The organism is Runella sp. (genome assembly GCF_027484545.1).
In the GTDB taxonomy this organism is placed as follows: domain Bacteria; phylum Bacteroidota; class Bacteroidia; order Cytophagales; family Spirosomataceae; genus Runella.
On record NZ_JAIXST010000122.1, the window covers coordinates 1 to 17,732 of the forward strand.

At 42.9% G+C, this 17,732-nt stretch carries 18 protein-coding genes; 3 read left to right on the forward strand and 15 right to left on the reverse strand.

From position 1 onward, the window contains the following. Window positions 1-309: 309 nt before the first annotated feature. Window positions 310-534 carry a hypothetical protein gene (locus Q0081_RS10420; RefSeq protein ID WP_298352454.1) on the forward strand — a complete coding sequence of 75 codons (225 nt, stop codon included), beginning with the start codon at window positions 310-312 and terminating at the stop codon, window positions 532-534. On the opposite strand, the gene Q0081_RS10425 is transcribed toward Q0081_RS10420, so the two are convergent. The 10 genes from Q0081_RS10425 to Q0081_RS10470 form a co-directional block, all read right to left on the reverse strand. Continuing rightward, window positions 505-762, reverse strand: a complete 258-nt coding sequence (locus Q0081_RS10425) for a hypothetical protein (RefSeq protein ID WP_298352457.1) — start codon at window positions 760-762, stop codon at window positions 505-507. The two genes, Q0081_RS10420 and Q0081_RS10425, sit on opposite strands and share 30 nt — an antisense overlap. 20 nt (window positions 763-782) lie before the next feature. Continuing rightward, window positions 783-1,706 carry a sugar phosphate isomerase/epimerase gene (locus Q0081_RS10430; protein WP_298352460.1) on the reverse strand — a complete coding sequence of 308 codons (924 nt, stop codon included), beginning with the start codon at window positions 1,704-1,706 and terminating at the stop codon, window positions 783-785. Between the two features lie 44 nt (window positions 1,707-1,750). Beyond that, complete coding sequence (locus Q0081_RS10435; protein ID WP_298352463.1) at window positions 1,751-2,506, reverse strand: class I SAM-dependent methyltransferase; 756 nt, start codon at window positions 2,504-2,506, stop codon at window positions 1,751-1,753. A gap of 99 nt (window positions 2,507-2,605) precedes the next feature. Further along, a complete protein-coding gene (locus Q0081_RS10440) occupies window positions 2,606-3,532 on the reverse strand; it encodes a hydroxypyruvate isomerase family protein (protein ID WP_298352466.1) in 927 nt (308 codons plus the stop codon). Window positions 3,533-3,613: 81 nt separating this feature from the next. Then, entirely contained in the window at window positions 3,614-4,027 is a 414-nt protein-coding gene (locus tag Q0081_RS10445; RefSeq protein ID WP_298352469.1) for a PH domain-containing protein, read from the reverse strand. Continuing rightward, entirely contained in the window at window positions 3,987-4,157 is a 171-nt protein-coding gene (locus Q0081_RS10450) for a hypothetical protein (RefSeq protein WP_298352472.1), read from the reverse strand. The genes Q0081_RS10445 and Q0081_RS10450 overlap by 41 nt, the downstream gene beginning before the upstream one ends. Window positions 4,158-4,189: 32 nt before the next feature. Continuing rightward, window positions 4,190-5,563 carry a HAMP domain-containing sensor histidine kinase gene (locus Q0081_RS10455; RefSeq protein WP_298352474.1) on the reverse strand — a complete coding sequence of 458 codons (1,374 nt, stop codon included), beginning with the start codon at window positions 5,561-5,563 and terminating at the stop codon, window positions 4,190-4,192. Between the two features lie 16 nt (window positions 5,564-5,579). Continuing rightward, window positions 5,580-6,368, reverse strand: coding sequence for a hypothetical protein (locus Q0081_RS10460; protein ID WP_298352476.1), 789 nt, complete (start codon window positions 6,366-6,368; stop codon window positions 5,580-5,582). 3 nt (window positions 6,369-6,371) lie between these two features. Continuing rightward, window positions 6,372-7,415 (reverse strand): AMP-binding protein, encoded by a 1,044-nt coding sequence (locus Q0081_RS10465; protein WP_298352478.1) that lies wholly within the window; start codon window positions 7,413-7,415, stop codon window positions 6,372-6,374. 3 nt (window positions 7,416-7,418) lie between these two features. Further along, complete coding sequence (locus tag Q0081_RS10470) at window positions 7,419-7,871, reverse strand: ubiquinol-cytochrome c reductase iron-sulfur subunit (protein ID WP_298352481.1); 453 nt, start codon at window positions 7,869-7,871, stop codon at window positions 7,419-7,421. A 93-nt stretch (window positions 7,872-7,964) separates the two neighbouring features. Between Q0081_RS10470 and Q0081_RS10475 the strand changes: the two genes are divergently transcribed. Next, window positions 7,965-9,584, forward strand: a complete 1,620-nt coding sequence (locus Q0081_RS10475; RefSeq protein WP_298352484.1) for a CotH kinase family protein — start codon at window positions 7,965-7,967, stop codon at window positions 9,582-9,584. A gap of 8 nt (window positions 9,585-9,592) precedes the next feature. On the opposite strand, the gene Q0081_RS10480 is transcribed toward Q0081_RS10475, so the two are convergent. Beyond that, window positions 9,593-10,030 (reverse strand): type I restriction enzyme HsdR N-terminal domain-containing protein, encoded by a 438-nt coding sequence (locus tag Q0081_RS10480; RefSeq protein ID WP_298352487.1) that lies wholly within the window; start codon window positions 10,028-10,030, stop codon window positions 9,593-9,595. A 95-nt stretch (window positions 10,031-10,125) separates the two neighbouring features. Here Q0081_RS10480 and Q0081_RS10485 point away from each other — a divergent pair, with 95 nt between their 5' ends. Next, on the forward strand, window positions 10,126-10,896 hold the full coding sequence (locus Q0081_RS10485) for an AMP nucleosidase (protein WP_298352490.1): 771 nt from the start codon (window positions 10,126-10,128) through the stop codon (window positions 10,894-10,896). A gap of 86 nt (window positions 10,897-10,982) precedes the next feature. On the opposite strand, the gene Q0081_RS10490 is transcribed toward Q0081_RS10485, so the two are convergent. The 4 genes from Q0081_RS10490 to Q0081_RS10505 form a co-directional block, all read right to left on the reverse strand. Further along, window positions 10,983-12,323, reverse strand: a complete 1,341-nt coding sequence (locus tag Q0081_RS10490) for a tetratricopeptide repeat protein (protein WP_298352493.1) — start codon at window positions 12,321-12,323, stop codon at window positions 10,983-10,985. Window positions 12,324-12,440: 117 nt separating this feature from the next. Then, window positions 12,441-13,337 (reverse strand): 1,4-dihydroxy-2-naphthoate polyprenyltransferase, encoded by an 897-nt coding sequence (locus Q0081_RS10495; RefSeq protein ID WP_298352496.1) that lies wholly within the window; start codon window positions 13,335-13,337, stop codon window positions 12,441-12,443. A gap of 294 nt (window positions 13,338-13,631) precedes the next feature. Beyond that, complete coding sequence (locus Q0081_RS10500) at window positions 13,632-16,571, reverse strand: FAD-binding and (Fe-S)-binding domain-containing protein (RefSeq protein ID WP_298352498.1); 2,940 nt, start codon at window positions 16,569-16,571, stop codon at window positions 13,632-13,634. A gap of 312 nt (window positions 16,572-16,883) precedes the next feature. Beyond that, complete coding sequence (locus Q0081_RS10505) at window positions 16,884-17,558, reverse strand: hypothetical protein (protein ID WP_298352500.1); 675 nt, start codon at window positions 17,556-17,558, stop codon at window positions 16,884-16,886. Window positions 17,559-17,732 lie beyond the last annotated feature (174 nt).

The window sequence follows — 17,732 nt, forward strand, 5'->3', positions numbered from 1 at the left end:
ATGGGTAGTAGAAAGAACTTTTGCTTGGCTGTCATTCAATAGAAGATTGTCAAAAGATTACGAAAAGCACACTCAAAATAGTGAAAGTATGCGGGGCCGCCCGTGCGGTTTATTTAGCTGTGATTCAGCTAATGTTGAAACGCCTTGATTGATATTTTAAAACAGTTTCTTAGACCAAATACTTAACTTTCATGTACAATTTGAAGGAAAGCTTGGAATGGATGAGAAGGAGACTGAGAATTATATCAATGACATTTTAGATCGAATTCTTGAAATTAAACAACAGCTAAGAGAGGAGGAAGACTAACTATGAATTTGCAAGACTTATTTAAACAATATAAAGCTTTGTCCGATGAAGAAGCCAAAAAAGCATTCTTAGAACATCAAAACAAACGAATTCAGTCGCTTTCGAGTGAAGAGCGAATGATAGAATTAAAAGAAATCAGCAAACGAGTTGACCAAATAGCACAACAGACTAAAGAATATTTACCTGTCAAACAATTCCTATGTCATCATCGAAGCTTTATCAAGTAATTGGGAAGCTAAAGAAAGCAATTTTAGAAAACAACGAGTGAGTTCAGCACGAAAAAAGTGTTGTTTATCCGGGCTGAGTTTGTCGGCCTTAGCCCAAAAATAATTTTCAATTTCCTGTCTTTCTGCACTATTTTCTGCCGATAAATAGCGCCTAAAAAAAGTGAAAAATGTAGCATTATCAGTTAAATTAGCTACTAAACGGTTTATGTTATCTGTCTTCTGTGTCATTTTCTTTGGTAAGAATCTAATTACATCCAGCCTCCAAAAACCTGCTTGGCATAGGCCAAATCGCGTTGATGCGCCTCAGCAGCTTTTACTGTGTTAGGCGATTGGCCTTCGAGGCATTGTTCCAGTACCAACAAAGGTTTTACCTTCATCGCCTGCAGTTCACGTACCAATCGTAGGTAATCAATGTCGCCTTCACCAAAAGTTTCGCCCCAAATATTGTTGACAGATTGTCGAATGTGTAATTCTACCACGCGTTTACCGTACATTTTTACGACGTCAAAAAGAGCCACCTGTGAGTTGCCGGCGCCGCGATACACCCAATGTACATCCAGACAAAAACCTACATTTTTAGGGTCCGTATTTTGGAGCATGTGATGAAATTCCCTTGCACCTGCGCGTAGCTCCACATCGTGGGTGTGGTAGGCAAGCGTCACGCCGCGCTTGCGAAGTTCACTACCCAGGTATTCCAGATTTTTAGCCTGTTCAATCAGTTGCGCGTCATTCTTGATTTCGCTGCTTCCCCATTTCAGTGGACTTGGATTGGAAACCAGTATTTTTAAGCCTAAAGGTTGAGCAGCTTCGGCGATTGCCAGTGCCGTTTCTATGGATTTTTTACCCTCATTTGCCTCGTGCAACACACTGCCTACGTAGGCGGAAGGCATAGTGAGATTGTGTTTTTGGAGTAATGGAGCCAGCTTTTTTACTTCGTCCACGGTAGAGAAGCTGGGTTCATAAGCTGTTAATCCCGATTTTACGTATTCTGCCAAAGAAGCATCAAGGTCTGCTCCCCAATCGCGTTTGTCGCGGTTGTAAAACGTAATCCAAGCGTATTGATTGGAAGAAATGGGGTTAGCTTTCGAAGGAATGGCAATGTTGGAGTCGGTCATTAGGACCGCGCCGCCTACCGATAAAGTTTCCAGAAAATGACGACGATTGAAGTGCATGATTTAGGCTTTTTTTACAAAAGCCAGAAACCTCGCTTTTTTCATCATTTCCAACAAACATAGACATCCTCGTCGGGCATCAAGCCAAACTTTTTCCAGTTCAATTCTTTGACATACTGACTGACTTCGACGCGAAAACCTGCCGAAGCAAGGCGATTTTTGTAGTCGAGACCGTAGCGGCGCACGTGTTGATGCGCTCCCGCAATTCGCTTGCGTTCTTCGGCCGAGAGGTCTTTGGTTTCGATTGTTTTGGGCAATGAGTTGTTGACCGCTCCCTGAATAATGGCGTAGCCGTTAGGTTTGAGTACCCGAAAAATCTCGCGCATTCCCTGCAAATCGTCAGGGACTAATTCAAAAACGTGGTTACAAATCACCACATCGAAGGTGTTATCCGAAAATTTTATATCTGTTACTGACATAATATGGTCGGGCATCACGCCGATGGCATCAATGTAGGTTGTCATCAAATCAGCCGTTTGGTAGTCGATTTTGGGGTATTTCCTGATGACATCGTGGAGGCATTTTTCGGGAGCAAAGTGCAATACTTTTTTGTCGCCTTCAAAAAAATCAGCTTTGTTTTTCAGATACAAATACACCAATCGATGCCGCTCAAGTGATTTACAGCTATGACACAGCGCGTTGGGGCGATTGAAGGGTAAAAATTGGCTGTAGGTACTGCCGCAAATGGGGCATTCGACATCGTTGCCTAAACCATAGACTGTAGCTCTTGCCGAGGCTTGTACTGCGCGAAGTTTTTTTCGTCCCGCCGGACCGATTATATTTTTAAGTAGGGATTTCATGCAGTAAAAATTAACGTCGGAGAAATTAACGTCGGTGAGGTTTAGAACCTCACCGACGTTTGCTCACCGACGTTTGCTTATGACTGCAAAAGTAACAAATCAAACCGTAAAACTATCTGATTCTACATACGCTTTAATCAACGCATCTTCGCCTTCTTTACCGGGTTTTGAATTGCCGTGTTCCATGCCGAAAATGAAGTTTTGGTTGTTGGCTTTCATTTTGGTATAGATGTGTTTAAACACGTTTTTGTAGTTGATTTCACCCGTGGTAGGCTCTTTACGGCCCGGATTGTCACCAATTTGGAAATAACCGATTTCGCTCCAGCACCAGTCAATGTGCGGAATAATGTGCCCTTCGGTCTTTTGCATGTGGTAAATATCGAACAAAATCTTACACGCAGGGCTATTCACCGCGCGGCAGATTTCATAGGTCTGATCAGAGGTTTGCAAGAATAAATTGGGGCTATCGCTGAGGGGTTCAAGTACCATGGCCAATCCGTGAGGTGCCAAAATATCAGCTCCGCGACGCAGGGCGTCAATGACGTGACCGGTTTGAATTCCAATGGGAAGATTCCGCTCAAAATCGCCTGGTACAACGGTCATGTATTTGGCGTTACAGCGTTTGGCCACTTCTACGGCACGTTTGCAACCATCCAGAAAAATATCCACGTGGGCTTGCTTGCCGGCAGCCAGCGTATTTTGTGAATTACCGCCTTTATCTACTACAAACACACCCATGGCCATGCCCAATTTGGCCATTTCTTCGCCAATTTTGGTTTGCAGTTCCGGTGGTTTGCTCATCATGCCGTTGTCTTCAAGCGCCGTAAAGCCCATATCTGCCATAAATTTGAGCTGGTCAATAAGGTCTTTCCCCGCGCTGTTTTGGAACATTCCAAAGTGGGGGGCATACGCCAATTTAAAGTTGTTTTTTCCTTTGGGAACGGATGTATTGGCAATAGCTGCACCACCCGCTAACGTGGCGGCGGAAGCCGTAAGGGCAGATTTTACGAAATCTCGACGAAACATATTCTTTATTAAGTTAAAGGTGTAAAGTCAAAAGTGGGAAGTTGGCAATTTCTAACCTATTGGAAGACTAAAGTATAGCAGTTAAAGAGCTTTTTGACTTTGTAAAATCGACTTAATGTCAGACAATAATTCCTTGATGTCATTAAGAACTGCTGCATTTTCGTTGGCGGGAGTACCGGAAGAATTTTTATTCTGCATTCGTTTCTCGCGCTGACTCAGAATCAAATTACGTAACTCCTGCGCATTAATAATGCCGATAAGCTGCATATCATGGGCTTGGCCTGTACTTTGGCCGGCGGTTTCAAACTTGAGAATGCACAGATGGAAATATTTTAAAAGCGGTCCTTCCACAAAAGTTACGTCCTGAATATTTTCAAGCGGAATGGTCTTTTCTACTTGCACCAAAATGCCTTTTTTGAAGCGGATGGCTTTTTCGGTGAGTTCACATTCCAATTTATCGTAATAATGCTGTGCCCACCATTGCCCGACTCCCAAGAACCAGAACGGTAGCAGGGATAATGCCAATAACAGTTGCCAACAGGATGGAAGCCACGTAGAGCATCATGTAAGGCTTCACCAATTTGTTAAACTCTGCCTTAAAAAGAACAGGATTTGAAGTTTCCATAGATTATAGGTTTAGGTAAAAATCGGCAAAAACTAAATATGCGGTAACACTACTTCAAACGTACTGCCCTGCCCCAATTGGCTTTTTACCTGAATGGTACCGCGGTGCATATCTACGATACGACGACACACCGACAAGCCAATGCCATAACCGCGAAAAGCAGTAGCGTTTTTGGCACGATAAAGTGGCTCAAAGATACGTTGAGTTTCATTTTCAGGAATCCCGATTCCTCTGTCAATCACCCGAATAGAGCAATTTTTGTCGTCAAAACCAATGCGTACGTCGGCTCGTTTGTTGGGGGAATACTTACATGCATTGTCCATTAAATTATTGAATACCGTTTTCAGCAAAGGCGCATTTCCCAATAAAGTGATGTCCTGTTCATTTTCAGGAATATCCTCAAAATCAATGTGAATTTGATAATCGCTGTGCAACGTTTGTAGTTCTTCCTGAGTTTGGAAAATAAGTTCGTCCAAACGCAATGACTGAAAATTGATAGTCCTTTCCTCTTTTTTCTCAGATTGGGCCAGTTGCAACAGGCTATTGGTCAATTGAATAAGGCGCTGCGTGTCGTTGAGGAGAGAATGTAGTACTTTTCTATATTCGTCGGGCGTCCGTTCATCCTCCAAAGCCACTTGAATCTCCGACTTCAAACCTGCCAGCGGGGTACGCAACTCATGTGAAGCGTTGGAAACAAAACTTCGCTGCAAGTCAAACGATTGCTCCAATCGGTGCAGCATTTGATTGAAATTAATGGCCAGCTGCGCTATTTCATCCTGTCGATTTCCTTCATTGAGCGGTTTTCGGAGATTATAAGCCGTGATGGTACCAATCTCTTTATTCATCGCTGATATGGGTTTGAGCGATTGTCCGGCAAAAATAAATCCTAACACAATCGTAATAAGCACCCCAAAAAGAAAACTGTAAGAGAGTGATTCACGGAGTTTTTGAAGTTGGCTGTTTCCCAAGACATCTTCAGCGGAGGCCATCAATACAAATTCTCCCTTCACCTGATGGGTGTACATTACTCCCATCACGAGCAAATTGCGGTTCGTAGTTTCGACATATTTTTTTTGCCGGACTAATTTTAATAAATCTCCGCTGTAGTAGACTGTATCGGCCTCGTAGCTTGCGTATACGACTTGGTCTTTATCATTGAACATCAATACACTATCGGCATACAATTTTGAAAGTGTCTCTTTGTCAATGATTTTCAGTAGTTTCTTATTGTTTTCTTCGTTTTTGATCAACAAATCGGCTCGCGTAAGGGCACGGTCGCGGAGGTTTCGGTAAAACTCATCTTTGCGGTTTTGCTCGGCGATATAGTAAAACGAAGCAGAAAATGTTGCCAAAATCAACGCGATAATCAACGTGAACTGAAGCGCAATTTTGGTACGTATTTTCATTTTTAGCCTCTAAATTTTAATTGAATAAACCGGCAATCAATTCCTTGATTTTAGCCAAACTTTTTCCGCCTTTTCCAGGCTCTACAATCTGCTTGCCCCATTCATACCACAATCCATCGCCCGGGTTCACGTACAAACCATTTCGTTTAGGTTTTTGAGTGGCGGCGATGTCGGTTAGCCAATCGGCAGCGTATAAAACCTCCATCAGGGAAGGTAAATCATGCCAAGGGTAAAATCGCAACGATGACTTTCCATCTACCACGCGTTTTACCTGAGCATTGCGAGAGCGAAAAGAAGCCGTCAATACCGCCTCGCGCGAACCCTGCGACGTAGTATCCAAAATATGAAGTTCAAAAGGACGCTCTTTTTCTGAAGTTTCAAAAATGGCTTGTAGGAGCTCCTGAGCCAGATAATACCAATCCGTTAAATTTTTTGGTTGCCCTTTTTCAAGGCTTCCCGGTTTTACACTTTCACCAGAATTACTTTCAACGCTTAAATACAATATATCTTTTTCCTCGTCCTGAATCGCGTTTTCGGCCAGCTTGGTTTTATCGACTAGTTTTTCCAATTCATCTCGCCAAACTTTCTCTAAACTGCCCTTCCATTTGAAATCATCATTTTCGGTAAATCCTTCCGCTTCGATTTCATCCGAGTCCAGTTCGTCGCGGTGCGTATAGGTAAGTTGTAAATTGACATTCAGAAACTGAGCCGAAGTAGTAAGCGTCAGTACATATTGATAGGAATAAGGCGGCGGCAACTGCGCCGAAGTTTCAAAATGAATCGTAAGTTTATGAAATGCAGACATGCGTTAGCTATTTTCCTCAAAGGTACGTCGCTTATCCACTTTGCCCGTTGCCGTTTCCACAAATTTTTTAACCGTATATACTTCTTTCGGTATCTCGTAGGGGTTCAATAGCTTTTGTAACTCTTTGTTAAGGTTCTCTTTGTCAGTTATTTGTGTGTTTTCTGTCACTAAAATCAGCTTTTGCCCAAGTCGCTCATCGGGTTTCCACCACACAAAAAATCGTTCTGAACGATTCCAAATTTGTTCAATGGCTCGTTCTACTTTCTCCAATTGAATTTTTACGCCGCCGCTGTTAATGATATTGTCAGCACGACCCATGATTTGAAAATGAGTGGCATCTTTAAAAATAACAACGTCATTGGTCTGAATCCATTCATGATTGGTCACTGCGCCGCGCAGACGCAGACAATCGCGTTCGTCGGTATCCGCTTCCACGCCATCCAACAACGTATACGATTCTGAAGCATCAAGCCCGTTTAGCTTTCTCAGAGCAATGTGCGATACAGTTTCGGTCATCCCATAGGTACTGAAAACAGGCACGCTAAGTTGCTGAATTTGAGTTAATAATGAACTGTTCACAGGAGCCCCGCCCACAATAAGTACATTTAATGAATTCAGCCGGTCGTGTTGACCGGTTTCGAGTAATGTTTTCAATTGAAGCGGAACAACTGCCGTGAAATCAATGGATAAATCATCGGTAAGTTCTGCAAAAGGCTGAGAAGAAGGGGCTACCACGTACATAGTAAGACCGAGTTCCATTCCGCGCACAAGCATCATCGTACCTGCTATGTAAGCGATGTTTAGGCAAACAAGCGCCCGTCGACCGCTTTTTAGATGGAGTGCTTTTTGGGTTACCCATGCGCTTGCTTGCATTTGTGCTCGGGTAAGCAAAATGGGTTTAGGTTCGCCCGTAGAGCCGGAAGTATGTAAAAGGAATTCCTTTTTTCCGGTGGCATATAATTGACAAAACTCCCACGCCTGCCAGAAATAAGGATTGGCCGGAGCGGGAGTTTGAAGAATTTTATCGGGAATTATTTCGTAATACATCTACTAAATAAACACGCGCACATCGCCTGTGGAGGCGTCGAAAGTCGTTTTATAAACTGTAAGAGGTTTGGTAGCGGGCCCATTTTGTACTTCTCCTGCACTTGAAAAAACCGATCCGTGATTTGGACACAAAAAGGTATTGTTGGAACTTACAAAATTGACAAGTGTTCCCTCGTGCGTACAGGCTTGAGATACGGCAATAAATCCTCCTTGGTTAGTGCGGGCAATGATGAGTCCGTTGGAGCGTACAAAACCACCTGCGTTGCGTAGGACCGTAAAATTGGCGTTATTGACATTAATTGAAAAATCAGACGGTGTTTGAGCCGGTTGAGGATCGCTTCCACTTGTATTGCAGCCTGATAAACATTGTTGGAGTACAATGGCTCCAATGCTTACGCCAACCAATCGAAAAAATTCCTGGCGATCTATGGTTGTTATAGCCCCTTGCGTCTTCATGTTTCGAGAAATTTTTAGTTTTGATAACTTATCGCTTAGAAATAGGGTGTTAATTGCTTTATGAAACGTAATGACCTTAAAAAGATTGTAAAGATGAAAAGATGGATTGGAGTTGGGTTAGGGTTGTTGTGTCAGGTAAGCGTTTATGCACAAGCACTGTTTTCTTCTAATTTACCCGTTGTCATCATAAATACCGAAGGTCGTGTCATCATTGATGAACCCAAAACGACTGTTCAGATGAAAATCATTTATAATGGATTGGACAAACGGACCAATGTCACCGATGCCGCCAATGTGTATGACGGGCCGGCAGGAATAGAATACAGAGGTTCTTCTTCTCAAATGTTTCCTAAAAAAGCGTATGGGTTTGAGCTAAGGGACGATAAAGGAAATGGCAAAGAGGTTTCATTGTTTGGGATGCCCAAAGAAGAAGATTGGATACTTTTTGCTTCCTACAATGAAAAAAGCCTAATGCACAATGAGTTGGCCATGAAAATGGCTCGCGATCTTGGCATGTATGCCAGCCGAACTCAGCACGTAGAAGTCGTGGTAAACGGTCGCTATGACGGGGTGTATTTATTAATGGAAAAAATAAAACGGGTAACAGGAAGGGTCAACGTTACTAAAATGTCTGACAAAGATAACAGTGGCGATGCCTTGACAGGAGGCTATATCTTTAAAATTGACAAAACAACAGGAAGCAGCGCAGGTTGGACTTCCAAAGTTACTTCGCCAACTCGCAACTCTCGCATCCAGTATTTATATGATTATCCCGATATCGACGCGATTACTCCACAACAAAGGAACTATCTTATCGCAAAAGTAGACAGTGCTGAGGCGGCTCTCAACAGTTCCAATTTCAGAGACCCTCAAACGGGCTATCGTCGTCATTATGATGGCTTGTCATTTGCCCGTATTTTTTTGATGAATGAAGTTTCTCGAAACGTGGATGGGTATCGTATCAGTACTTTTTTCAATAAAGAGCGTGACAGCAAAGGTGGCAGAATCAAAGCCGGTCCGGCTTGGGATTATGATTTGGCTTTTGCCAATGCCGATTACTGTGATGGGTTCCGTTACGATGGCTGGTCTTATCTATTCGGCAATGTGTGTCCTTCAGATGGCTGGCAAGTGCCGTTTCACTGGAAACGAATGCTCGAAGATCCTGCTTTTGTCTCTGAAGTGTATGATGAATATACTCGAATGCGCAAAGGACCTTGGAAAACAGAGAACCTTTTTGCCCACATAGATTCGTTGACTGTTACGCTGCAAGAGTCACAACAGCGCAATTTTCAGCGATGGCCGGTCATAGGCCAATATGTTTGGCCTAATCCTCAACCGATACCTATTTCCTGGAGAGGGGAAGTAGATGAGTTGAAACGTTGGCTTGAATTGCGGTTACAATGGATGGATGCCAATATTCCGGGGGCTATTACAGCTATCGAACCTATTCCAAATCAGATAACGGAAACACTCGTAGAAGTTTTGCCAAATCCTTTTATGGAACAGGCACACATAGTGGTCAAAGTGCCGCGCCCGATGGAAGTCTTTATGGAAGTATTTGATATAAGCGGCAAGTTGATAGCGACTAAACTTCAATTGGTAGATACGCATAACGGCGAGATTACCTTACCCGTAGACGGCCCTTCTGGTTCGTACATTTTACGGGTTCATACGCCTACGGAAGTGATTCGGAAAAAAATGGTGAAAAGGTAGTCTGGTTTTTAGGGGTACAGAGGTATTTCATCCAGAAGTATAGCTTCTCCTTGGTGAATTTGATACAAAAAGTGCTCCAATCCATTGCTAATAAGTAAGTAGGGAGCCTGCAAAACCGCATTGTAGCGAACGGCCTGCTCAAGCACAGCCTCCGTTAATTGTATGTGGGAGGCTTTACATTCTACCAACAGGAACGTTTTCCCTTCGCGGTCGTAGACCAAGATGTCGGTACGTTTGGCGAGTTGGTTATACTGTAATCCACTCTCGGTCCGAATCAGTGATTTAGGGTAACGGTGCTGATTGATAAGCCAATGCAACACATGCTGCCGGACCCATTCTTCGGGCGTGATGAGGAGGTATTTGCGGCGAATGATGTCGAAAATATGCGGTTTTTCGCCAATTTTTGTAACTTTGTACTCAAAGGGCGGCAAGTTTAGCTGTACCATAATTTTGCGGGGATTTGTAAGGACGGCCGACTGGTAGCGGTGGATTCTTACAAATCTTTTTTTTAACCTAATCTCCCCAAATCAACACAAAAATAATGAGAACCAAAGAAGAAATTGTAGAGAATTGGCTTCCGCGTTACACAGGTACGCCGCTGGAAGTTTTTGGTGAATATATCTTATTGACCAATTTTATTAACTACGTACAAATGTTTGCTGACAAATACGGTGTTGAAATTTACGGCCGTGACCGTGCCATGCAAACGGCTACTGCCAATAATATTACAATCATCAACTTTGGAATGGGAAGTGCCATGGCCGCTACGGTCATGGATTTATTGTCGGCTATTAACCCTAAAGCCGTTTTATTTTTAGGAAAATGTGGTGGGTTGAAAAAAACGCAAATCGGTGACTTAGTACTTCCTATTGCGGCCATTCGCGGCGAAGGAACCAGTAACGATTACATGCGTCCTGAAATTCCTGCTTTGCCTTCTTTTCGCCTGCAACGGGCAGTTTCTTCCATGATTAAGAAGCACGAACTGGATTATTGGACAGGTACCGTTTATACCACCAACCGTCGAATCTGGGAACACGACGAAGTATTTAAAGATTATTTGCGTGAGATTAGGACTATGGCCATTGACATGGAAACGGCTACCATCTTTACCGTAGGATTTGTTAATCAGATTCCGCACGGTGCTTTGTTGCTTGTATCCGACAATCCACTTGTACCTGAAGGCGTAAAGACCGAAGAAAGTGATAAGAAAGTGACGGCTTTTTTTGTAGAACGTCATCTCCAAATCGGTATTGACTCATTGATTGAATTGCGCAGTTCGGGTGAATCTGTGAAGCACTTGAGATTTGAATAAATTTGAGATAGCAATTATACAAAAAGAGCCGTGAAGTTTTCCTTCACGGCTCTTTTTGTATGAAAATGATGCTTCTGCGTAGTTTCTTAGTTACAATAATCGCTGATTACCTTGTAAGCTTGCGTGTACCCTAATTCTCCTGATTTGGATAAATCCAAGCATCCACCGTTTTCGTCACCAAGACTATGCTTGATTAAGCCCCTTACATAATAAGCTTCGGCATATTTAGGGTTCAACTTAATGGCACTGGTACAGTCCTGAATAGCGCCTCTTTGATCGCCCAATGCTGACTTAATCATTCCGCGAGTGAAATAAGCTTCTGAATAAGTCGGGTTAAACTCAATGGATTTATTCAAATCAATAATTGCTCCTTTTCCGTCACCCTGTTTATTTTTACCTACTGCTCTCACGAAGAAAGCTTCTGAGCGCTCTGTTGATAACTCGTTAATTTTATTTCGTTCCTGTACTACTTCTCTCAATTGATCCAAAATGCTCCGACTGATACTTCCCATATAGACCACTTTCGTGTCAGTAGGGGTATTATTAATGTCGACAGCTTTGTTCAAATCAGTAATGGCTTCCCGTTGGCTGCCTAATTTGCTTTTACAAAAACCGCGACCGTAGTAAGCACGGTGATTTTGGGGGTCAAGTTGAATGGCTTGATCAAAATCACTGATAGCTTCTTCGTATTTCTCCAGTTTGCTTCGCGCAAATCCACGGTTGTAAAAAGACTCGGCATCTTCGCGTTTCAGTTCAATGGATTTTGAGTAATCAGCAACTGCACCGGTAAAATCGTTCAACTTTAATTTCGCATAACCGCGACCCGCATAAGCGGAAGGGCTTTTGGGAGTCAAATCGATAACGCGGGAGAAGTCAACGGAAGAACTTGTAAAATCTTCTAATTTAGATTTAACAGTACCCCGCGCAAACAATGCTCCTGCATTATTGGGTTCCAGCTCAATCGTACGATTCAAATCCTGCAAAGCGCCACGATAGTTCTCCAAACGAGAGCGGTTAATACCACGTTGGTAATATCCCTGAGGATCATCAGGGTTAAGTTCGATGGCTCGTGAAAAATCTTGGATAGCAGAACGAAAATCGTCTTGCTTCGCTTTACTGGCTCCCCGGTAAAGATAAGCATCCGAATATTTCGGGTTTAATTCAATGGAACGGTCAAAATCCAAAATAGCTCCACGGTGGTCTTTCAGATTAGCTTTAGCCATTGCACGATTGTAGTAACTAGGAGCATTATCGGGGCTCATAGTAATTGCTAAGTTAAAGGCTTGCAGTGCTGCAACAAAATCGCCTGCTTTACTTTTATTAACACCTTCTTCAAAATACTCAGCGGCAGTACGTTGAGCATACGAGTGGTGGCAAATAGCCAAAAATGAGGCACAAACGAACAGAAACAAGGTACGTTTCTTCATAATTGAACGTATAAAATAATTGAATGAATAATAAGGTATTGGGTCGCCAAAACTACCTAATTTTAAACGGCTTGCCAACTTGGAGGCGAAAATATTTTCCTTAAAAAGACATAATTGTCAGATGCAATACCCAATTCCAAACAGGAGTACAAATAATAGAGTTGATAATGCCATTTGTTTGAGGTACGGGTCTAATTCGCGGGGGTTTGTGAGACGGCTTACTACTAAACCATTTCGAACAAACAAGGGAAAACTTAAGATAAATAACCACTGAGTTAAAGGTCCTGGATGTAAAAAGAAATAAAAAATACTGCAAAACATACCCGATATCAACAATGACCAATGATAGATAATCGCTTTTTCTCTTCCTATACGTACTGGTACCGAGCGTTTCCCTGTAAGGGTATCCGATTCAATGTCACGAATGTTATTGATGTTCAATACACATACTGCAAACAGGCCACAGCTCGTTGCAGGTAAAAGTAAAGACCAATCAAGCGAATGGGTATGCAGGTAATAGACCCCCAATACGCCTACCCAGCCAAAAAAAATCAGTACGGATAGATCACCTAAACCGACATAGCCGTAGGGGCGCTTTCCGGAAGTGTACGTGATGGCTGCAATGATGGACAGGATACCCAATACCAAAAAGGCCGCGAAGGTTGGCCATGTAGCCTCTTTGAGTGCTTCGTATAAAAGTCCAACCCCGCTTATTAAAGATAAAACTGCAAAAATAACCATTGCTTTTCGCATAGATTGGGCCGAAATAGCGCCTGACTGTACTGCCCGTTGGGGGCCCTGACGGGCTTCTGTATCTTTTCCATTGACAGCATCACCGTAATCATTCGCAAAATTAGAAAGCACTTGCAGACAAATGGTTGTTACAACCGCCAAAATGGCAATGGTCCAACTAAATTTTTCGTGAGCCGTTGCCAGAAAACAACCCATTAATATGCTTGATAAGGCCAAAGGCAACGTTCTCAAACGTGCCGCTTCTATCCAGGATTTTACCATTTAGTTCGTTTTTTTAGACAATTCCTTATTGGAAATACAGTTTTATCCAGTTTTAAAATTCTAACAATCAATTCATTACCAATTAACTTTTAACAATTACGGTACACTTTTTGGTCGGTTGTTCACAATTTCCTAATTTTGCAACGGCAAATCGGAACTACCAGCTCCTGCTGAATCCCCCAGGTCTTGACAGAAGCAAGGGTAAGTGGTCGTAGCGGTGAGATTCTCGGTTTGCCATTTTTTGTTTTTATGCAGCAAGCGTCGGCAAGGTTCAAAACCTTGCCGACGCTTTTTTCAGGCTAAAGCCTCCCACAAAATCTCTACGGGGTGCAACGCCGTCCGTCCTGTGCCGTCATGAATCTGGTGGCGACAACTCGTTCCCGGTGCGGCAATGATAACTTCTTCGGGTTGGTTACGAACGGTAGGGAACAACACCAACTCGCCGATTTTCATGGATAAATCATAATGCTCTTTTTCATACCCAAAACTTCCCGCCATACCGCAACATCCACTCGGAATGAGTTGCACCTCATAATTTTTTGGCAGTGAAAGCATCTTTTTCGTCGGTACCATCGAAGCGATGGCTTTCTGCTGACAGTGTCCGTGTAATTTTATTTTTTTACTGTTTACTGTAAACTGTTTACTGCTCACTCTCTTCGCGTCTATTTCACGAGCGATGAACTCATCGAATTGTAACGCATTTTTAGCCAATTGTTTTGCCGCTTCCACCAACTCCTCACTGACCAAGTCAGGATACTCATCACGGAAAGTCAGAATAGCTGATGGCTCAATGCCGACCAATGGTGTTTGTTCGGTTATTAAATCTTTGAGCATCTGCACATTTTGCTCGGCAATCTTTTTGGCATCTTTCAGCAAGCCTTTCGACAACTGAGGACGAGCACTTGGCGCATGGTTGGGAATGATGACTTCATAGCCTAACTTTTCCAAAAGCAAAATGGCTTTTTTGCCGATTTCAACGTCATTGTAGTTCGTAAATTCATCGCAGAATACATAGACCCGCCGCTGTAGAGACGCCGTAGCGGCGGACCGAAAATCTTGCGTCTCTACAGTGTGCTTTTTAAACCAGGATTTCAACGTCGTATCGTGCAATAAGGGCATGGTCCGGTCCGGATGAAAACCTACTACCTGATTGGCGATACGGCGCAACGGAGCATTCTTGAAAATAAAATTATAGGCCCAAGGAACGTAGCTCGCAATGCCCGTCATTTTGGAGAAATTACCCACCAACCACGACCGCATCGGCACGCCGTTGCTATCGTAGTATTGCTGCAAGAATTCCATTTTTAACTTCGCCACGTCTACATTGGAAGGGCATTCCCCTTTACAGCCTTTGCAAGCCAAACACAGATCATACACTTCCTTGATTTCTTTATGGTCAAAACGGTTGGCTTTGTCAGAACGGGTCAAAAATTCACGCAGCACGTTAGCCCTGGCCCGAGTAGTGTCTTTTTCGTTGCGCGTTGCCATAAAGCTTGGACACATCGTTCCACCACTAAGTTGTGTCTTTCTGCAATCGCCGGAGCCGTTGCATTGCTCAGCGTGTTGCAATACGTTTTGGTCAGGGTAGCGAAAATAGGTTTTAAACTCAGGTGTTTGCTGTCCCGCCTCATAGCGCAGAAACGTATCCATCGGCGGCGTTTCTACGATTTTATTGGGGTTAAAGATATTGTAAGGATCCCACGTAAGTTTGATTTCTTTAAACAATTCGTAGTTTTTGGGTCCTACCATTTGCGGAATAAACTCCCCGCGCAAACGCCCATCGCCGTGTTCACCCGATAACGAACCATCATATTTCTTAACCAGCGTTGCTATCTCTTCCGCAATCATCCGAAACTGTGCGTGACCTTCTTTGGTTTTGAGATTAATGATAGGGCGCAGATGAATTTCGCCCGAACCCGCGTGGGCATAATGCACCGCCGATATGCCGTTTTTGTGCAAAATCTCGTTAAAATCGCGAATGTAAGCGGGTTGGTCATAGACGTCAACGGCTGTATCTTCGATGACGGCTACTGCTTTTTCGTCGCCGGGCAAGTTGGCCAAAAGTCCCAAACCTGCTTTACGCAACGTCCATATTTTCTTGGTATCGTCGGCGTGAAGTAAGGGATAATGAAACCCGATTCCTTCACTTTTAAAATCTTCAATCAGTTCCGCAGCTACTTTTTCTACCTCTTCTTTGGTATTTTGCGAAACATCTACGACTAAAATAATAGGAAACGAACCATCCGCTTTCCGTTGAACAAAAAACGCATTTTTGCTTTGTTCGGGATTTTCAGCGGCACATTCCAGAATGTAATTATCAATCAACTCTACGGCTTGCGGCTTGTATTTAAGCGCCGTAATGGTAGAGCGCAATGCTTCGTCAATGGTATTGAAATGGGCACACACCAAACCCTGCGCTTTGGGCGGCGGCTGAATAATACTAAGTTTTATTTCGGTCAAAAAGCAAAGTGTTCCTTCCGAGCCAGCAATTAAACGGCACATATTGAAGGCGGGCCCGTTTTCGGTAAACGGCTCACAATCCAATAGCATATCCAAGGCATACCCCGTATTTCGACGTTCGACTGATTTTTTTGGGAAATTCTTTCTGATTTCAGCCTGATTTTCAGGATTAGAAAGGATTTCAAAAGTTTTCGCATAAATAGCTCCTTCTAACCCTTTTTCAGGAAAAGGCTGAGAAGGCAAAGAAGTAAACACCGCCTCACTGCCGTCCGCCAAAAGTGCTTTTACTTCCAATAAATGTTCCCGCGTTGAACCATACACCACCGAATTGGAGCCACAGGAATTGTTTCCTACCATCCCGCCAATCATGGCGCGGTTGGCCGTAGATGTTTCGGGACCGAAATACAAACCATAAGGCTTGAGCGCCATATTGAGTTCATCCCGAATGACGCCGGGCTGTACCCGTACCCATCGTTCTTCGGGATTAATTTCCAGTATTTTAGTGAATGTCCTCGACACATCTACCACAATGCCGTTTCCGACCACTTGCCCGGCCAATGAGGTACCGGCTGTACGTGGGATAAGCGAGGTACGATGTTCGCGTGCAAAAGCAATCAACGTTTTGAGGTCATCAATGTCTTTGGGGATGGCCACGGCCTGCGGCATTTCACGGTACGCCGATGCATCGGTGGCATACAGTGTCAGCATGGTACTATCGTAATGGAGTTCGCCTTTGAGGCGTTGAGCTAATTCAGCAAGTGGTAGGTGAGTCATCGTAAGCTTTCGAAATCTTCAGCGAAAGCGCAAATTTACGACCTATGCCTTTGTTATGCTAATTTGATTTTAAGACGGAGCTATTGAAGTGCAGAAAGCAAAGGGAGCGAAAAAAGAAAAGCTCCGATTTTTGAAGTTCGGAGCTTTTGCAAAAACAGATATAACACTTAAACGACTAATGGGCTAAAATAGTTTTAGGCTTGAAAAATAGCTTTGTAATTTTTCAATTTAATTGACATTTCTGATAAAATGTCGAAAAACCGATGATTATAGCTTTGTTTGAAGACCAATTTTGAAGAAAAAAAGTGCATTCTAAATCCCAAGCCATTGTTTTAACTTAGAAAGTATAGTTACAGAGGGCTTTATCTTGGGGATGACTTTCGTTTTGACCTCAGGAACAAAATTGGGATTATTAGAAATATAGTCCTCAATTATTTCCTCAATTGCGAAATCGTCCTCTTTTTGGGAATAGCTTTTTATAAAACCAAAAAGTTCTTCATTTGTATAAACAGGGCTTTGCAGGACTTCATAATCACCATCTTTAAGTAAGTCATCTAAAATTGTTTTGTAGTCTCCATCTCTTTTCTCCAAGCATTCATCCACTTCATTGTCCCAAGACCAAAACTCATAATGTCGTATAAAACGAGCTTCCTCAGAAGTTAAAAACCAAGCTTTAGCATCCTGATTATCACTCCATGAGGTGGTATGGTCGCGGAAAGTCCAAAGAAAGCCCCGTTTAAAATCCTCAACTGTTAAAATGTCTTCTTTAAAATTGGGAATCCCCCAAATTTCTCGGTATTTATCAAAAATTAGTTTTCCACTTTTCTCTTGACATTGTTCCCTGATAAATGTGGCGCGAGCCTTTAACTCTTCTTTTCCTGTATGTTCAAATTCATCCGCTATTTCTAAGTACAAATCAACCGGTTCGGATAAATCATTAGTCCGACTTTCCAGAAGTTTTTGTAGTTGATTTGAGAATGTAAACATATTAGAGTTAATTGACAAAAGATGTTATTAAGTAGATCAATACAAATAAACGCCGTATTAAGAGCTACCTTTGTGGCATGGGCTACCGTTATATAAACCTGACCTGTTCCGAGATTGAAATTCTTGAATAGGCCTCAAAAACAAGTAATAAACAGCATATTAGGGGTAAATGTG

Excerpts from the sequence above, each read along its gene's own strand:
- Q0081_RS10420 (WP_298352454.1), top strand. The coding sequence starts at position 310 with ATGAATTTGCAAGACTTATTTAAACAATATAAAGCTTTGTCCGATGAA.
- Q0081_RS10425 (WP_298352457.1), bottom strand. The coding sequence starts at position 762 with ATGACACAGAAGACAGATAACATAAACCGTTTAGTAGCTAATTTAACT.
- Q0081_RS10430 (WP_298352460.1), bottom strand. The coding sequence starts at position 1,706 with ATGCACTTCAATCGTCGTCATTTTCTGGAAACTTTATCGGTAGGCGGC.
- Q0081_RS10435 (WP_298352463.1), bottom strand. The coding sequence starts at position 2,506 with ATGAAATCCCTACTTAAAAATATAATCGGTCCGGCGGGACGAAAAAAA.
- Q0081_RS10440 (WP_298352466.1), bottom strand. The coding sequence starts at position 3,532 with ATGTTTCGTCGAGATTTCGTAAAATCTGCCCTTACGGCTTCCGCCGCC.
- Q0081_RS10450 (WP_298352472.1), bottom strand. The coding sequence starts at position 4,157 with ATGGAAACTTCAAATCCTGTTCTTTTTAAGGCAGAGTTTAACAAATTG.
- Q0081_RS10455 (WP_298352474.1), bottom strand. The coding sequence starts at position 5,563 with ATGAAAATACGTACCAAAATTGCGCTTCAGTTCACGTTGATTATCGCG.
- Q0081_RS10460 (WP_298352476.1), bottom strand. The coding sequence starts at position 6,368 with ATGTCTGCATTTCATAAACTTACGATTCATTTTGAAACTTCGGCGCAG.
- Q0081_RS10465 (WP_298352478.1), bottom strand. The coding sequence starts at position 7,415 with ATGTATTACGAAATAATTCCCGATAAAATTCTTCAAACTCCCGCTCCG.
- Q0081_RS10470 (WP_298352481.1), bottom strand. The coding sequence starts at position 7,871 with ATGAAGACGCAAGGGGCTATAACAACCATAGATCGCCAGGAATTTTTT.
- Q0081_RS10475 (WP_298352484.1), top strand. The coding sequence starts at position 7,965 with ATGAAAAGATGGATTGGAGTTGGGTTAGGGTTGTTGTGTCAGGTAAGC.
- Q0081_RS10480 (WP_298352487.1), bottom strand. The coding sequence starts at position 10,030 with ATGGTACAGCTAAACTTGCCGCCCTTTGAGTACAAAGTTACAAAAATT.
- Q0081_RS10485 (WP_298352490.1), top strand. The coding sequence starts at position 10,126 with ATGAGAACCAAAGAAGAAATTGTAGAGAATTGGCTTCCGCGTTACACA.
- Q0081_RS10490 (WP_298352493.1), bottom strand. The coding sequence starts at position 12,323 with ATGAAGAAACGTACCTTGTTTCTGTTCGTTTGTGCCTCATTTTTGGCT.
- Q0081_RS10495 (WP_298352496.1), bottom strand. The coding sequence starts at position 13,337 with ATGGTAAAATCCTGGATAGAAGCGGCACGTTTGAGAACGTTGCCTTTG.
- Q0081_RS10500 (WP_298352498.1), bottom strand. The coding sequence starts at position 16,571 with ATGACTCACCTACCACTTGCTGAATTAGCTCAACGCCTCAAAGGCGAA.
- Q0081_RS10505 (WP_298352500.1), bottom strand. The coding sequence starts at position 17,558 with ATGTTTACATTCTCAAATCAACTACAAAAACTTCTGGAAAGTCGGACT.